At 43.9% G+C, this 16313-nt stretch carries 12 protein-coding genes and 1 tRNA gene; 4 read left to right on the top strand and 9 right to left on the bottom strand.

The window, feature by feature from the left end; genetic code table 11:
* Positions 1-25: 25 nt before the first annotated feature.
* Complete coding sequence (gene pyrH, locus JMY02_RS02695; RefSeq protein ID WP_021815045.1) at positions 26-751, bottom strand: UMP kinase; 726 nt, start codon at positions 749-751, stop codon at positions 26-28.
* A gap of 171 nt (positions 752-922) precedes the next feature.
* Entirely contained in the window at positions 923-2509 is a 1587-nt protein-coding gene (gene rimO / locus JMY02_RS02690) for a 30S ribosomal protein S12 methylthiotransferase RimO (RefSeq protein WP_201594937.1), read from the bottom strand.
* Positions 2510-2642: 133 nt separating this feature from the next.
* Here rimO and JMY02_RS02685 point away from each other — a divergent pair, with 133 nt between their 5' ends.
* From JMY02_RS02685 to JMY02_RS02675, 3 genes are all read left to right on the top strand, one after another.
* On the top strand, positions 2643-4040 hold the full coding sequence (locus JMY02_RS02685) for a two-component system sensor histidine kinase NtrB (RefSeq protein WP_201594935.1): 1398 nt from the start codon (positions 2643-2645) through the stop codon (positions 4038-4040).
* A gap of 86 nt (positions 4041-4126) precedes the next feature.
* Positions 4127-5926 carry a sigma 54-interacting transcriptional regulator gene (locus JMY02_RS02680; protein WP_201594933.1) on the top strand — a complete coding sequence of 600 codons (1800 nt, stop codon included), beginning with the start codon at positions 4127-4129 and terminating at the stop codon, positions 5924-5926.
* Between the two features lie 214 nt (positions 5927-6140).
* A tRNA-Leu gene (locus JMY02_RS02675) sits at positions 6141-6225 on the top strand.
* Positions 6226-6307: 82 nt separating this feature from the next.
* Here JMY02_RS02675 and JMY02_RS02670 read toward each other — a convergent pair.
* Positions 6308-7318 (bottom strand): serine/threonine-protein kinase, encoded by a 1011-nt coding sequence (locus JMY02_RS02670; protein WP_201594931.1) that lies wholly within the window; start codon positions 7316-7318, stop codon positions 6308-6310.
* Positions 7319-7410: 92 nt separating this feature from the next.
* On the opposite strand from JMY02_RS02670, the gene JMY02_RS02665 reads away from it, so the two are divergent.
* Positions 7411-8382, top strand: a complete 972-nt coding sequence (locus JMY02_RS02665; protein ID WP_201594929.1) for an ATP-binding protein — start codon at positions 7411-7413, stop codon at positions 8380-8382.
* A 14-nt stretch (positions 8383-8396) separates the two neighbouring features.
* Here JMY02_RS02665 and JMY02_RS02660 read toward each other — a convergent pair whose 3' ends face one another.
* From JMY02_RS02660 to gyrA, 6 genes are all read right to left on the bottom strand, one after another.
* A complete protein-coding gene (locus JMY02_RS02660) occupies positions 8397-9521 on the bottom strand; it encodes a ribonuclease Z (RefSeq protein WP_201594927.1) in 1125 nt (374 codons plus the stop codon).
* A gap of 176 nt (positions 9522-9697) precedes the next feature.
* Entirely contained in the window at positions 9698-9946 is a 249-nt protein-coding gene (locus JMY02_RS02655; RefSeq protein WP_201594925.1) for a hypothetical protein, read from the bottom strand.
* An 84-nt stretch (positions 9947-10030) separates the two neighbouring features.
* Positions 10031-10699, bottom strand: a complete 669-nt coding sequence (locus JMY02_RS02650) for a glutathione S-transferase (protein WP_201594923.1) — start codon at positions 10697-10699, stop codon at positions 10031-10033.
* 201 nt (positions 10700-10900) lie between these two features.
* Positions 10901-11971, bottom strand: coding sequence for an EamA family transporter RarD (rarD, locus tag JMY02_RS02645; protein WP_201594921.1), 1071 nt, complete (start codon positions 11969-11971; stop codon positions 10901-10903).
* A 239-nt stretch (positions 11972-12210) separates the two neighbouring features.
* Positions 12211-13281, bottom strand: a complete 1071-nt coding sequence (rarD, locus tag JMY02_RS02640) for an EamA family transporter RarD (protein ID WP_201594919.1) — start codon at positions 13279-13281, stop codon at positions 12211-12213.
* Positions 13282-13425: 144 nt separating this feature from the next.
* Entirely contained in the window at positions 13426-16233 is a 2808-nt protein-coding gene (gene gyrA / locus JMY02_RS02635) for a DNA gyrase subunit A (protein WP_201594917.1), read from the bottom strand.
* Positions 16234-16313 lie beyond the last annotated feature (80 nt).

Raw genomic sequence — 16313 nt, 5'->3', positions numbered from 1 at the left:
TTGCTATCTTAGGGCGTATCATCCGTTAATGATAAACGCGCGTGCCTTCATTTTCGCCCATAATGACATTTAATAATGCATTGGGTTTGGTCATATCAAACACTTGTAGCGGCACGTTATGCTCACGGCATAGAGCAATAGCGGTTAGATCCATGACGCCAAGCTTTTGCTCTAACACTTCATCAAACGTTAAACCATCGTATTTGACTGCATCGGAATGTAGGCTTGGGTCTTTGTCATAAACACCATCGACTTTGGTCGCTTTCAAAATCAAGCCCGCTTCGATTTCGATACCGCGCAAACAGGCAGCGGTGTCTGTGGTAAAAAACGGATTGCCAGTGCCAGCGACAAAGATACAAACTTCACCATTTTTAAGATAGCGAATCGCGTTACGGCTGCTATAGCTTTCGGTGACTTCGCCGATGGGTAATGCTGACATTAAGCGCGTTTTAATATTACGGCGCTCAAGTGCATCACGCATTGCAAGCCCATTCATAACCGTCGCGAGCATACCCATCTGATCACCAGTGACACGGCCAACCAAACCTTCTTTTTGTAATTGCGCGCCGCGATATAAGTTACCACCACCCACAACAATCCCAACTTGCACGCCCAGTCCACGCAAGTGAGCGATAGACAAGCTCATCTTATCAAGTACTTCGGTATCAATACCCATGTCTTTACCTCCAGCTAACGCTTCACCAGAGAGTTTCAACAAGATACGAGAGTAACGCGGGTTTTTGTCAGACATGAGGTCACCTTGTTAGCATTAAATTATAATTACAGTCATTGGTAAAATACAAATAGCGCTTGCCCAGCGCGCCATACTTAATGATGGGTGTATTTGAAAGGCTAAATCGCGCTAATTGTAGCAAAAACTGCCTGCTCTTGGGCAATTTTCACTTGTATATTACAGGGATTTTTATCCTTTATAGCTGGCAAATAAATCATATTCGCTAGCATCATCAATCGTCACCGTCAAAAACTGCCCGACTTTTACTTGAGCATTAATCTCATCGACATAAACACGACCGTCAATCTCTGGCGCATCCGCATAGCTACGGCAAATCGCAATATTCTCATCGCTATCAATGTCGTCAACCAAAACCATTAAGGTCTTGCCAACTTTTTCTTGTAACTTTTGTGCAGATATGTCTTGCTGTAGCGCCATCAAACGCTCATAGCGTTCTTGCTTCACTGCTTCAGGGACGTGATTTGGCAAGTCATTGGCAACCGCGCCTTCAACTTCTGAATAAGTAAATGCGCCAACGCGATCAAGACGCGCTTCAACCAGCCAATCGAGCAAACACTGAAAATCTTCTTCGGTCTCACCTGGGAAACCAACGACGAAGGTCGAGCGAATGACGATGTCAGGGCAAATCTCACGCCACGCTTTGATACGTGCCAGCGTGTTTTCGCTATGCGCAGGACGTTTCATGGCTTTTAAGATGCTATGACTGGCGTGTTGAAAAGGTATGTCTAAATAAGGCAGTAGCTTTTTTTCGCCCATGAGTTCAACGACTTTATCGACATGCGGATACGGGTAAACGTAATGCAAACGTACCCAAATGCCTAAGTCATTCAACGCTTGGCACATATCATAAAACTTTGATTTGAGCGGCATACCGTTCCAAAAACTGGTCTTGTATTTCAAATCCAGTCCATACGCAGAAGTATCTTGCGAGATAATCAGTAACTCTTTTACGCCTGCGTTTTTGAGCGCCATTGCTTCATTCATTATGCTATCAATCGGGCGCGAAACCAAGTCACCACGTAAGCTTGGAATGATGCAGAACGTACAACGATGGTTACAGCCTTCAGAGATTTTAAGATAAGCATAATGACTTGGGGTTAATTTGATACCCGCCTCATTGATCAAATCTATTTTTGGGTCGTAATTGGCATCCAAACTACGATTTGGCTTAGGCACGTGTTGCGCAACCGCTCTAATCACTTCATCATAAGCATGAGCGCCAGTCACTGCTAGGACGGCGGGATGCATTTCACGGATTTTCTCTGCTTCTTTACCCAAACAGCCAGTAACAATCACTTTGCCGTTTTTACTAATGGCTTCACCGATTGCGTCAAGCGACTCTTGTACCGCTGACTCAATAAAGCCGCATGTATTGACCACGACAAGATCTGCCCCTTCATAATCACTGGCCACTTGATAACCATCACGGCTAAGCTCTGTGATAATACGCTCACTATCCACCAGTGCTTTTGGACAACCTAACGACACAAAACCAATCTTTGGTGCCGCACTTACTGGCGCGTTGGCAGTCGCTAACGTTGCATCGCTACTTTGTGCAATACTACGGTTTTGATTGTGGTTGGCTTTATGATGGTAGGGTTGGCTACTGTCTGATAATTCTTGCTCTTTTGCCATGATTGGTTTGGCAGGATTAAAAATAGTGGCAGGATTCTTAGGAGCGTCTTTAGATAAGGTAGAAGCTGACTGTGAGGTCATCGTAGTCGTATTCATCGACTCGGTAGAAGTTTTGGGCATGGCTGACCTTGCTAGAGAGAAATTGGCTATGCGCATTGTACGTTTTTTTTGCAAAAATCGCCAGTTTTGCCGTTCTATAGTGTTGATTTGTGGTTAAATATTATATCAAGCATCCTTTTTTTAGGCTCTACCTATGACAACCAATTTGAAAACGGTAAGACCGACACCTGACTTAGCCTTTATATCACAGCATCTGTTCACAGCTATCTTATGGGTCGATGATACCCTCTCCATCACTTGGTTGAATGCTCAAGCCGAACACCTACTTGCTATCAGCAGTGGCAGATTACTCAATCAGTCTGTCTTGACATTGCTGGCACCTGAGGAGCTAAAATCACAAAACAGCTCAACCATTCATAACGACGATACAAGCGAGCAAATGATAGAAGAGCAAATCTGCTCTTTAACCGAACGTTTTTATCAAGCAAAGCAGTACCAGCAACCATTCATTGATCACGATCACATCATAAGCACTCCGTTGAATGGTAATTTGCCCCTCTCAATCGACTACAGTGTGACGCCTGTCATTTATGAACAGCAGACTTATTTTATTATTGAAATATGGGGCAAAGATCGCCAAAGTCGCATATCAGAGGAGCAGCGCCAACAACAGCAATATGGTGTTGCCCGTCATATGTTACGCTCGGTCGCCCACGAAATAAAAAATCCGCTTGCTGGCATTCGCGGTGCGGCGCAACTGTTACAGCGACAGTTTATTAAATTCAGTGACGTGGCGACATTTGACCCTCAATCTTCTGGGGTTATCTCCCATCCAACGTCTATATTAAACCATAACAACAACCTGCAAAAAACCGCGATAAAACTTCGTAACTATACCGATATCATCATCTCAGAGACAGATCGCTTAACCCATCTTATCGGGCAGTTTCTTGGCTCCAATCAACTACCAAACTGGCAAACTCTTAATATTCATGAGCCACTAGAGCACGTATTAACCTTGATACGCAATCAGTATCCACAAGTGACACTACAGCGCGATTATGATTTATCGTTGCCTGAGTTGCAGGCTGACAAAGACCAGTTGATTCAAGTGTTTTTAAACCTGATTAACAACGCTTGTGAATCGATGACAGAGTTCGAACAAACATTACCGCAAAAAGAACCACCCAAACCGAAAACCTTATCCTCTTCTAGTTCACAAATAGACCGTAATACTGACGACTGTCATTACCAGCCAACGCTACATATTCAAACACGAGTGGCCTTTCAACATACCATCAGTGGGCAACAGCACAAACAAGTGGTGCAAATTAACATTACCGACAACGGTTCAGGGATTGATCCTGCACTGATTGGACAAATATTTTTCCCGATGGTGACCAGCCGTGCTAAGGGAACTGGCCTTGGATTGTCCATTGTGCAAGATATTATCAGCCATCATCATGGTATGATTGACGCCAGCTCTACTCAAGCACAAAATCCTAACGACAATTTAAAAAACAACCCGCACAATAGTCAGACTTGTTTTACGCTATACCTACCGTTTAACCAACCAATTATGGAAACCTAGGCAGCGCTGCTCCGCAGATAAAACCGCTCAATCGCACATTACTAAATCATCAATCTAAACAATTCATTGCTCATTAGGCCTGATACATGACTGAATATAACGATAAACACAACCCTAAAAGCGATAGCCAAACATCGAAAGATCAGATAATTGGTGACCAAATGACAAAAGTAACGGTCAATAATGCCCCTGATGCCAATCCAGCAACGCTCTGGCTCATCGATGATGATGCGGCATTACGAATGGTACTGGCTGATACTTTTGAGGACGCAGGACTTACCGTTATTAGCTTTACGCAAGCACAAGCAGCATGGACACGCCTCAATGACATCCTGCAGGCATCAGCTGAACCATTACCAGATGTGATATTGACTGATATTCGCATGCCAATGATGGACGGTTTATCCTTTAGTGATTGGGTGCATCGGCATTTCCCAAAGCTGCCAATTGTCATCATGACCGCTCATTCGGATCTCACGTCGGCGATTAATAGCTACCAGACCGGCGCATTTGAATATTTGCCAAAGCCCTTTGACTTGGACGATGCGGTTGCCACGATTTATAAAGCAATTAATTATCAGCCCAATATGAACGTGGAAAATGCTATAACTGCGCCTAATAGCCACATAAACACTGATACCTTATCCGACACCTCGTCCTTCGATAATGATGCGATATTTGATACCAAAAAAAATGTTGTCAGTAAAGCCAATTCAGTAAGCAAAAATAATCAGGCTGCCAACCATAAAACTGGTATTCAAACTGATACTAAGGTACAGAGTAATCCCAATCCTAGTGGCATCATTGGTCAATCACAAGCCATGCAAACAGTGTTTCGCGCTATTGGCAGGCTGGCACACTCCCCTATCACGGTTTTGATTACAGGTGAGTCGGGAACAGGTAAAGAATTGGTTGCCAGTGCTTTACACCAACATTCCCCTCGTCATCAGCAGCCTTTTATTGCCCTAAATATGGCTGCCATTCCGCATGATTTGATCGAATCCGAGTTATTTGGTCATGAGAAAGGTGCTTTCACTGGCGCGACGACAACGCGGCAAGGTCGTTTTGAGCAAGCAAATGGCGGGACGTTGTTTTTGGATGAAATCGGTGACATGCCATTTAGCACCCAAACCCGTTTGCTACGAGTACTGGCCAATGGAGAGTTTTATCGTGTGGGTGGACAGCAACCTGTCAAAGTCGATGTACGCATCGTGGCCGCCACTCATCAAAACCTAGAAGCATTAGTAAAACAAGGCAAGTTCCGTGAGGATCTGTTTTATCGTCTGAATGTTATTCGTCTACCCCTACCGCCTCTGCGCACGCGTCCTGAAGACATTCCTGCGTTGGCCACCTACTTTATGCAGCGGGCAGCCGAACAGATGAATACGCCACCAAAGCAACTACATCCTGCGGCGCTACAGATTGTACAGTCTTTTGAATGGGGCGGAAATGTACGCCAGCTTGAGAACGTTTGCTTATGGCTAACTGTCATGGCGACTGGTGATACCGTTATGGTTGATGATTTACCACCAGAGCTGTTGGAAAGTATTCCTTCTCATTTTGAGGCGCATCCAGAGCAAAATTTATCCACGCAACAAACGGCGCAAAATCACCAACAGCAAAATGGTGCTCGTATAGAGAATCAACATGCTCATGATATTTCGAACAACTCAAACTGGCAGCAAGCCTTGGCCGTTTGGGCTGAGCAATCATTGCAAACAGGTGAAACCGATATTTTACAAACGGCAACACCTGAATTTGAACGTGTCTTACTAATGGCAGCCCTCAAGCACAGCGGCGGCAAAAAAATAGCGGCAGCCAGCTTGCTCGGTTGGGGTCGCAACACACTGACACGTAAGTTACAGCAGTTAGATATCTCTGTATAAAGCACAAAAACGCTAAATAAAAATCTCAGTAATATCAGATATTTATTATCATTGGCAAAAATAGTTATCAAATAATTAAAAATAACTGCAAATAGGGCTTGCCAAACTACGCAAACTCTATATAATAGCCAACCACTGAGACGCACTACCGAATCAGTTAACTGTCTAGATAGCATTTGAGTTTAACTGCTTTTGATGATAGAGTAACAAAAATGGGGCTGTGGCGGAATTGGTAGACGCACCAGATTTAGGTTCTGGCGCCGCAAGGTGTGAGAGTTCGAGTCTCTCCAGCCCCACCATTTTTGGATAGTACATCTTAGACCAAATATTAAAGCCTGCTATTTAGCAGGTTTTTTTGTGTCTATAATTTCAATCGTACATTCATACTCTGTCTAAATCTAATAGTATTTTATCCATCGTCTGATACCGCTTCTCTATCCGCTTTGCCAATGCTTTATCTATGATAAATTGATAATGACTGTATTCTGTTGGCAGCCTTGGAATAGGCTGTTGGCAATGCTGTATCGTCCAATCAATCATCGGATCGCTACTTTGGGTATTTATATTAAAAGGTCGTGCGCCCGTTACTATCTCAACCATCATTATCCCAAACGCATAGATATCACTTTGAACGGTGGCTGCTTGCCCTTGCCAGCGCTCAGGTGCCAGATAAGCTGGCGTACCAAAAGGATGTGCTTTTATTGGTTTATCAACTTTCTCTGCTAAGGCAAAATCGATTAATATTAAATCAGGAACTATATGATTACTATCTATCGAGGTATAACTGAGCAAGATATTACTAGGTTTAATATCATTATGTAGCCAGCCAGTGTTATGTAGATTGGCTATAAGATTCGCGGTCTGTTTGATGAAATACTGCTTTTGTTTATTCGTTAATAATGGGTATTTTTGCCTACTAAGCTGCTTTGCTAAGCTGCCATTCGGATAGTAGACCATGACTAAAGCAGTTAAATGCTGGCTCTGTCCCAACGCTTGAACGTCTAACTTATGATGAGCGAGTATTAATGGTGCGATAGCGGCACTGTGATTTTGAGTTTGCGATAAATGATTTAAAGATCTTAAAACATTGATTTCATGAGCCAAATCAGATGAATCATGACTGGCATGAGACACTAGTTGCCATTTAATCATCACGTGCCCGAACTGCGAATGGGTGGCGCGCGTTAAACCTTGGTAGCCAGTCTTTCTGATGTGCTGCATTGGGGTATTTTGAGATTTTTCAGTATGCGCAGTATTTGTCTGACCTATTCGCTGGTGTACTATTTCACCATACTGCAATACTGAAAATACTTGCGTCACAGTCGGCAATAGCTGCTGAGCATGTGCTTGCAAAGCCTGTATAATAAGCGAATTACTGGCACTGTTTTTCATAGTTTGATCTTTTATGATAGTTTTTCATAATGCAGTGAAATCTTGAAACTGCCTTTACGCAATTTAAATACCTCTCAACGGTTAGAATTATTATGTCGCAACCAAACAGCTCATCTAAGCCTACTACTCATTACGCCCTGCCTACGCCACTATTAGATTTGCTCAGCCAATACTTACAAGAGCAAGTCACGCCAACGATTAAGATTGATCCTGCGCAGCTGGCTTATCGCTGGGTCGGTGGTCATAATGGTCATTTAGAACCACTGGCGGTCAATTTATTTTTAAGTTTAGACGACTTGCATGGGATAGATACCCAAAAGTCAAAACTGGTACAAAATACGCGTCAGTTTTTAAAAGGCTATCCGGCCAATCATGTCCTGATGACGGGGACACGCGGCGCGGGTAAATCCTCACTGATTCGAGCGTTGCTACAAGCCTATCATAGCGAAGGACTGCGCATTATTGAAATTGCGCGGGATGATCTAAAGGTACTTGATAAGATTCGCGCCGCGATTCATGCATTGCCAGCAGATTGTGAATGCCGCTATGTGGTCTACTGCGATGACTTGGCGTTTAACGGTCAAGACGAGAGCTACAGAACATTAAAAAGCGTCTTGGATGGGGCGCTTGATTCAGAGCAAGACAAACTGCTGGTCTATGCCACCAGTAACCGCCGTCACCTATTGCCGCAACTGATGAAAGACAACGTCAATATATATAATGGACAGACCGATGAGGTCAACCCTTATGAGACCATTGACGAGACTGTTTCATTGTCTGATCGTTTTGGTCTATGGCTATCATTTCATCCAATGGATCAAACCACATATCTACAAATTGTTCATCATTATCTATATATGCAGCAAAAACACAGCGTAGATAATGAAAATAATAATAAAACAACTGATGTTGAAGTGTTAGGTAACGCGCTACCTGATGATATCAGAGCGGCAGCTTTACGATGGGCGTCAGAACGTGGTGGGCGCTCAGGACGAGTCGCTTATCAGTTTAGTCGTTACTGGATAGGAAAAACCCAGCTGGATGCTGAAGACAGTCAAACTTAAGGTTGAACGTGCAATCATTGCTCATAGTCGCGGGCGTCGCCCAAATATTGTACATGCTCATGCTCTTTACTATCTGCCAAGTCAGCTGCCCCAGTGACCATATACTGAGCAAAATCTGCGGCCAACCATAAACTGCCCTGATAGACGCTTTGGGCATCTGCTCGAATATGTCCCATGTTTGGCGCACTGCTATCCAGATTGTCAAAGCTCTGATAACGAGCGCTAAAATGCGTCAAAATTAAATTTTTGACGCCGTTATCTTGCGCAAACCTGCCCACTAAATATGCACTACTGTGCATAGGGTCAAACTCTGGGTTTTTTGCCTGAATCTTCGCTAAGACGTCAGTCGTATACGTGGCTTCATGTACCAATAAATCCGTATCAACCACCGCTGCACTTAGACAATCTGGTGTATCATTATCTCCAGCCACAACGACGCGTGTACGTTGCACGTCATTACTGACATATTCTGACGAACGCAACTGCCGCCCATTATCAGTTATCACATCCTTACCTTGTTGTAATTGGCCCCATAGCACACCTGCTGGAATACCTTCTGCTGTCAACTTATCTGTATTGAGTAAACGCCGACTGATATGCTGAGTGATACCAAAACCATGCGAAGACACACGATGCGACAAGGGGTGAATGTCTATTAAAAGCTGATGTTGCTTGTCTAAATTGAGAGTGACCATACCTTTGAGCGCACCTTCTTTAGACAATAAATCTTCAATTGCCATAAAATCAATCGCAAATGGGAGATACAGCTCTGTGGTGAGCTTGAGGGCATCGAGTAGCGTGGCAATGGCTTTTGGTGCAATCAAAGTCAGTGGGTCACGACGACCTGACATGGCAGCACTCGCGAGCAATCCTGGCAAACCATAACAATGGTCGCCATGCACATGCGTGATGCAAATGGCGGCCAATTGATGTAAGGACAGCTTGGTATGCAATAGTTGCTGCTGTGTGCCTTCACCGCAATCAATCAATAGCCATGGGCGAGATTTTTTATTTTGATTACTGTGACTTTGTTTTGAGCTCGGCAAGAAAGGATTCAGACACTCAATCGCCAATGCCGTAACGTTACGCTGTTTGGTGGGTACGCCTGCCGATGTCCCTAAGAAGGTTAATTTTAACATGGGTGTATTTTCTTACTTATCATACGCATATCAATCTCAAAAGATATAATAAGCAGTGTCAGACGCATCTCACCTACTATGAGTTGGTACTGAAGTTGGTACTAATACTCGTTTTGGGTACTACTCAAATTTTTGGTAATGGTACTATTTGCTATGACAATAAACATATCATGTTGCTACGACAATTGACATATCATGGTTTTTTGACCTTCGATCATTTTTCCACCATTGGCAGTACACTCATTGACCATGTTAGATTCATAAGATTTCCAGCCTCCATAAAAGCTTGCTGCACACAATAAAACCACCAATATCTTTTGTGTCCACGATTTAATGGAGACCTGCTGCGCATGGATATTTTGATTGGTGATATTACTATCAGTGTTATCGGCTTTATGCTTGGTCAGGTCATTCTGATCGCTCATGGCTGTACCTTCTTTATATGCTATCGTTGGATATGAGAAAAAACGCTTACAATAGCACATTATTTATTCAAAACTTCGGTATCTTTAAAACTGCGGTAGACCGCCTTTTCCTTCGGCACGTTTAAAGGCTGGACGTTCATGACAACGCTTGAGCCAATTCAAGAGATTGACATATCTGACTTTGTCCATGCCCGCACGCGCATTAGAGGCGGCTACCACGATATACATTTGAATGTCGGCTGCACTAAAGGTTTCGCCAGCGAACCAGTGATTGTCTTGGAGATGCTGTTCCATTAGGTTTAGGTTATTCACAATATTGTTATTAATCATTCCATCTTCAACTTGCTTACGAATACCTTTACTGATCGGTTTGATGAGCATGGGTGAGCGTTCAACCACTTTGCTAAATACCAAACGCATTACCAATGGTGGCATCGCTGAAGCTTCAGCAAAATGCAGCCAAAACGTATAAGCTTCCCACGCTGCTTCATTGTCATCAGTAGGCTTAAACTGATGCTCGGTATCGTAGTGTCTCAGCAAATATTCAATGATAAATCCTGACTCGGCCAGCGCACGATCATTAACTTCTAGTACAGGCGTGTGTCCTAACGGATGAATTTTTTTAAGGCTATCGGGAGCAAGATAGGCTTTCGTACGCTCGTAACTGGTCAGTTTATAGTCCAGCTCTAGCTCCTCTAACAACCATAAAATACGAAATGAGCGCGAATTGTTTAAATGATGCAGAGTTAACATAAACCGTCCTAGTTATATATTGTTTTAAATCAGCCATAATCTCTTGGATATGGCGCCAAGCTTTCAGTTAAGCGTAACGCCACTGCTCTCGATAATAGCGTAATCTACGCCCATTTGACACTACAAGTTTGTAGAACGGTGACGAAAACACTGCCTGACAAGTCAGTTCTACATATATCTAGGACACGGTAGTCGTCAGCATTATTCTACATGCAAGGCTTCAATCTTGCGCGTCATCTTATTGATCTTTTGCTGATATTTTTTGATTTGACGGAAGCGATGCGCAATTAGCACGCCTTTGATACGGCGATTTTTGAGACGGCGGCGTGGCGGAAAACTGCCCACTTGTGGCTCATTGTAGCCATGTAAGCGATTCTCACGTTTGCGCGCCAGATAGCCAAGTGAGCTATCAGCAATCATAATAAGCAGTGCGATGAAAATCATGCTATACATCAGCATGGAGCCGCCTTCATGTAAGTTACGATCCAAAATCGCAATCGAAAATATGAATAAAAATACTGGCTCAAGGTAACACAAAGTCCCAAACAACGAGACAGGCAGCTTTTGACTCGCAACCATCGTCAGTGACATCGCAGCAGTACTGATGATGCCTAATAATGGCAACAGATACCAAAGCTTATGGTTGGTTATTGCCACCTCAAAGCCGCCATTCATATATAGCGCGACCAATACGACAGGCAATAACAACACAAGATCTGAAATCAAGCCTGTGATAGGCGGTACGGCCAGTTTACGACGTAGCAAGTAGTACGGCGGATAACCCAAGCACACAAATAAAGTCGCCCAAGAGATAGCACCATATTCAAAGATATCGTAAGCAATACCGAGACCTGCGCATATGATCGCAGCCCACTGTAGCAAGCTCATGTCTTCATTGTAAAAGAAGCGACCGACTACGATCATAATCATTGGATATAAGAAGTAACCCAATGTCACTTCAAGTCCTAATCCATTGACTGGTGCCCACATAAATATCCAGATTTGCGCACCCAAAATCGGAGTGGGTAATATAAATAAAAACCACTCTTTTGCGTTTTTTAGTGTTTTTAGATAATCAAAAATATGCTGCCACTGCTTTAGCACACTCACTAGCAGCACCAGACTAAAAAACATCGTCAGCACACGCCAAGAAGCAACTTGCGTACCTGATAACGGTTGCAACAGCAAACCAAATAAGAACAGCAATGAGTATAAAAAATTTGCAGCCACAGCAGTGATCGTACCCTGCGAGGTTTGGTTAGTAGTCAACATCACAACAGCCTTTAGAGATTGGGGCACATCCTTGGCAATTTTTAAAAAAAACAAAAGCCTCAGACGATAACGTCTGAGGCTTTTGCATATAAGGTCGTCGCGCAATCTAAGATAAACGCTTTTAATGTATATTGCTACATCATGGGCGGCATTATGTCAAAGTCGGAATAGATAAGCAATGCCACTGTGCATCTAGTGTATTAATCTCTACATTCAATAAATTTAATATATATAAGTGCTTATTTTGCATCAAGTTGTTCAATTTTTTGCTGTATCTTATCCATCTTTTTTTGATAACGACGAATTTTGCGAAAACGATGCGCTGTTAATACGCCATCGATACGCTGATTGATAAAATGACGGCGCGGAGGGAATCCGCCCACTTGAGGCTCTCTATAACCATGCAAATGGTCGTCACGCCGACGAACCAGATAACCCGCCGCACTATCCACTATCATCACCAGTAGCGCAAGCATAATCATGCCATACATGAAGAGCGAGCCACCTTCATCAAGGCTTTGGCTCAGAACCGTAATGGATAACACAAATAGCAGCATCGGCTCTATGTAGCTCAGCGCTCCAAACAATGAAACTGGCAGCTTACTACTCGCAATCATCGTCAGCGACATTGCCAATGCGCTAAAAGCACCAAGCAGCGGCAATAGATACCAAAACTTCATTTCTTGTGCCGCCACACTAAAACCACCAGTAATATAAAGCATGATCAGCACCACTGGTGTCAATAATGTCAAATCAAACAGCAAGCCGGTAATGGGTGGTACAGAAAGCGTGCGCCGCAATAGATAATACGGCGGATAGCCCAAGCACACAAATAGCGTCACCCAAGATACCGAGCCATATTGAAAAATATCGTAACCAATACCCAGCGCCGCAAACATCGCTGCCACACACTGCAAGGTACTCATGTGCTCACGGTAAAAAAATCGACCAAGAACAATCATCACAAGCGGTAATAAAAAATAGCCCAACGTGATATCCAGACCAAACCCATTCACTGGTGCCCACATAAACAACCAAATCTGTCCGCCCAAGATTGGTGCGGGTAATATAAATATCAGCCATTCTTTTAAGGTCTTAAGTGTCTTTATATAATCAAAGACATGCTGCCACTGCTTGGTCAAACTGAGCAACATGATCAAACTTAACAGCATCATCAGCACTCGCCATGAGGCCACCTGTGTCCCAGAAAGGGGCAACATAAATAACCCAAACAAGAACATCATCGAGAATAAAAAGCTCGATGATACCGCTGCGATAGTTCCCTGAAAAGTTTGATTGTTCGTGAGCATAACAACAGCCTTAAAAATAGAACCCTGTGTACATTATTGAGAAAAAAATTAAGTTAAAAAATAAAAGCCTCCAACGATAACGTCAGAGGCTTTTTTCTAGAACAATGATGAGAAACTAGACTGAAAAGCTAACTACTAGAACTGTTATTCGTCGTCATCTACTGCATCAGTATCCAATGTATAATCATTGGCAATATCGATAGCGTCGTTGACATCAGCCGTTGCTGTGTTACCAGTTGCGGCGTCGATATCTATTTGCTCTTGACCCTCTACCTCGAACGTACCGTCTCCTCTCATAGCATCGATGAGTTCATCGTCATTTTCTTCATGTTCAACACGTGCCATGGCGACCAATTTCTCATCTTTAGACAGACGGATAAGCGTGACACCCTGTGTATTACGACCAGAGCTGGCCACATGCTCAACTGGTGTGCGTACCAATGTGCCTTTGTCTGATATTAAGATAATATCGTCTGTAGACTCAACTTTGGTGGCACGAACGAGCGCACCATTACGCGCACTGGTTTTGATAGCGATCACACCGCCGCCACCACGATTTTGAGTATTAAACTCATCGATAAAGGTACGCTTACCAAAGCCGTTTTCACAGGCAATGAGGATTTCGCGTACATCATCTTCGATAACGACCAATGACTTGATAAATTCATCAGTAGCCAGACGCATACCTCGAACACCTTTCGCCGTACGACCCATAGCACGAGCATCATTTTCATCAAAACGAATGGCTTTACCACTTGAAGCAAACAACATGACTTCTTGGTTGCCACTGGTAATACGCGCACTCACCAATTTATCGCCTTCTTCTAATCCCACAGCAATCAAGCCATTCGAGCGAATGTTGGCAAACTGCTTAAGCTCTACTCGCTTGACTGTCCCATTCGCGGTTGCAAAAAAGACAAAAGGAGGCTCTGCTTCATTGCTGTCTGCTAGCGAATCATCATCGTTATCTACTAGTGGCAGATCCGCTTTCGCCGATAAATCTTCTACTATTTTTGGAATTGGTAATATCGTGGTAACCGTTTCGTCACCATTTAAGCCAATCAAATTGACCAATGGACGACCACGAGCACCGCGACTGGCGATTGGCACTTCAAAACCACGCAAGCTAAAGACGCGCCCACTATCGGTAAAGCATAAAACTGTCGCATGGGTTGAGGTCACGACCAAATGGTCAATCACATCGTCTTCTTTCATTGCGGTTGCAGACTTGCCTTTACCACCACGTTTTTGTGCGACATAATCATCAATCGGCTGGGTTTTTGCATAGCCAGTACGCGAGACGGTCATGACGACTGTTTGCTCAGGAATGAGGTCTTCGCGGTTGAAATCAGTACGCGAGTCAATGATATCGGTGCGACGCTCGTCACCAAAATTGTCACGAATCTCAATCATTTCATTAGAGATAATGGTCATTAACTTATCAAAATCGCCAAGAATCGACTCTAAATGGGCGATTTCACGCAGTAAGTCTTGGTATTCTTCGGTCAGCTTATCTTGTTCAAGACCGGTTAAGCGATGAAGCTGCATATCCAAAATCGCATTAACTTGCTCAAGTGATAAGCGATAGCTTGCTTGATTCTCAATCAGACCAAATGGCGCTTTAGGATCTTCACCTTCGATGAAATCAGGACGTACCGATTGGCTGCCAGCAGCGGCTAACATCGCCACCACACTCCCTGAACCCCACGTATTATTGAGCAAGCTTTCACGTGCCAAACCGCGATTAGCAGAGGCTTTAATTGTTGCGATAATCTCGTCAATGTTTGCGAGTGCAACCGTTAAGCCTTCTAGCAAATGGCCACGTACACGCGCTTTATTAAGCTCATAAATGGTACGGCGCGTCACTACTTCTTGGCGATGACGTACGAACGCTGCGATTAGTTGACGCAGGGTTAATAATTTTGGCTGACCATTATCCAGTGCCACCATATTAATGCTAAAACTAGACTCAAGCGGCGTTTGTAAAAACAAATTATTAACGATCACTTCGGCAGTTTCACCGCGGCGCAAGTCAATGGCGATACGCATACCGTCTTTATCAGACTCATCACGAATCTCGCTAATACCTTCAATCTTTTTATCACGCACCAGCTCAGCAATACGCTCAATCAATTTGGCTTTATTGGTTTGATAAGGCACTTCAGTGAATACGATACGCTCGCGATCACGATTAACACCCGTATCGGTCATGGGTTCGATATGGTAGCGACCGCGTATGTGCAAACGGCCTTTGCCCGTGCGATAAGCATCTAAGATACCAGCACGACCATAGATAATGCCGCCTGTTGGAAAATCAGGTCCTGAGATGTGCGACATCAATTCTTCCGCTGAGACTTGCGGGTTTTCTGCATAAGCCAAACAGGCATTAATGACTTCGGTCAGATTATGCGGTGCCATATTGGTGGCCATACCGACCGCGATACCTGTACCACCATTAATTAACAAGTTAGGAATACGGGCTGGCATAACGCTTGGCATACGCTCCGAGCCATCGTAGTTGTCTTCCCAATCGACCGTGTCTTTGTCCAAATCAGCCAGCATCTGATGGGTCAGCTTGGTCATACGCACTTCGGTATAACGCATCGCTGCCGGTGGATCATCATCAATCGAACCAAAGTTACCTTGACCATCCACCATAGGATAACGCAGGCTAAAATCCTGTGCCATCCGCACAATGGCATCGTACACAGCACTATCGCCATGTGGGTGATACTTACCGATGACATCACCGACCACACGTGCTGACTTCTTATAAGGCTTATTGTAGTCGTTAGATAGCACATGCATGGCATACATCACGCGGCGATGGACAGGTTTGAACCCGTCACGCACATCAGGTAGCGCACGCGAGACAATCACGCTCATCGCATAATCCAGATAGGATTGCTTTAGTTCATCTACGATGCCAATAGGACTGACCGACTCGCTCATATACACTCCTTCACTCATATCCACGCTATTAATTTTGCAGGCTTTATAGATAGCGTATTTGTCTCACTAAATATTGATAA

The sequence above is a fragment of the Psychrobacter vallis genome (assembly GCF_904846715.1).
Taxonomy (GTDB): Bacteria; Pseudomonadota; Gammaproteobacteria; order Pseudomonadales; family Moraxellaceae; genus Psychrobacter; species Psychrobacter vallis.
Note: the sequence above shows the minus strand (reverse complement) of the source record. Positions and strands in the feature narration are given on the sequence as shown.

Excerpts from the sequence above, each read along its gene's own strand:
- JMY02_RS02685 (WP_201594935.1), top strand. The coding sequence starts at position 2,643 with ATGACAACCAATTTGAAAACGGTAAGACCGACACCTGACTTAGCCTTT.
- rarD (WP_201594921.1), bottom strand. The coding sequence starts at position 11,971 with ATGTTGACTACTAACCAAACCTCGCAGGGTACGATCACTGCTGTGGCT.
- JMY02_RS02680 (WP_201594933.1), top strand. The coding sequence starts at position 4,127 with ATGACTGAATATAACGATAAACACAACCCTAAAAGCGATAGCCAAACA.
- rarD (WP_201594919.1), bottom strand. The coding sequence starts at position 13,281 with ATGCTCACGAACAATCAAACTTTTCAGGGAACTATCGCAGCGGTATCA.
- JMY02_RS02655 (WP_201594925.1), bottom strand. The coding sequence starts at position 9,946 with ATGAGCGATCAGAATGACCTGACCAAGCATAAAGCCGATAACACTGAT.
- rimO (WP_201594937.1), bottom strand. The coding sequence starts at position 2,509 with ATGCCCAAAACTTCTACCGAGTCGATGAATACGACTACGATGACCTCA.
- pyrH (WP_021815045.1), bottom strand. The coding sequence starts at position 751 with ATGTCTGACAAAAACCCGCGTTACTCTCGTATCTTGTTGAAACTCTCT.
- JMY02_RS02660 (WP_201594927.1), bottom strand. The coding sequence starts at position 9,521 with ATGTTAAAATTAACCTTCTTAGGGACATCGGCAGGCGTACCCACCAAA.
- gyrA (WP_201594917.1), bottom strand. The coding sequence starts at position 16,233 with ATGAGCGAGTCGGTCAGTCCTATTGGCATCGTAGATGAACTAAAGCAA.
- JMY02_RS02650 (WP_201594923.1), bottom strand. The coding sequence starts at position 10,699 with ATGTTAACTCTGCATCATTTAAACAATTCGCGCTCATTTCGTATTTTA.
- JMY02_RS02670 (WP_201594931.1), bottom strand. The coding sequence starts at position 7,318 with ATGAAAAACAGTGCCAGTAATTCGCTTATTATACAGGCTTTGCAAGCA.
- JMY02_RS02665 (WP_201594929.1), top strand. The coding sequence starts at position 7,411 with ATGTCGCAACCAAACAGCTCATCTAAGCCTACTACTCATTACGCCCTG.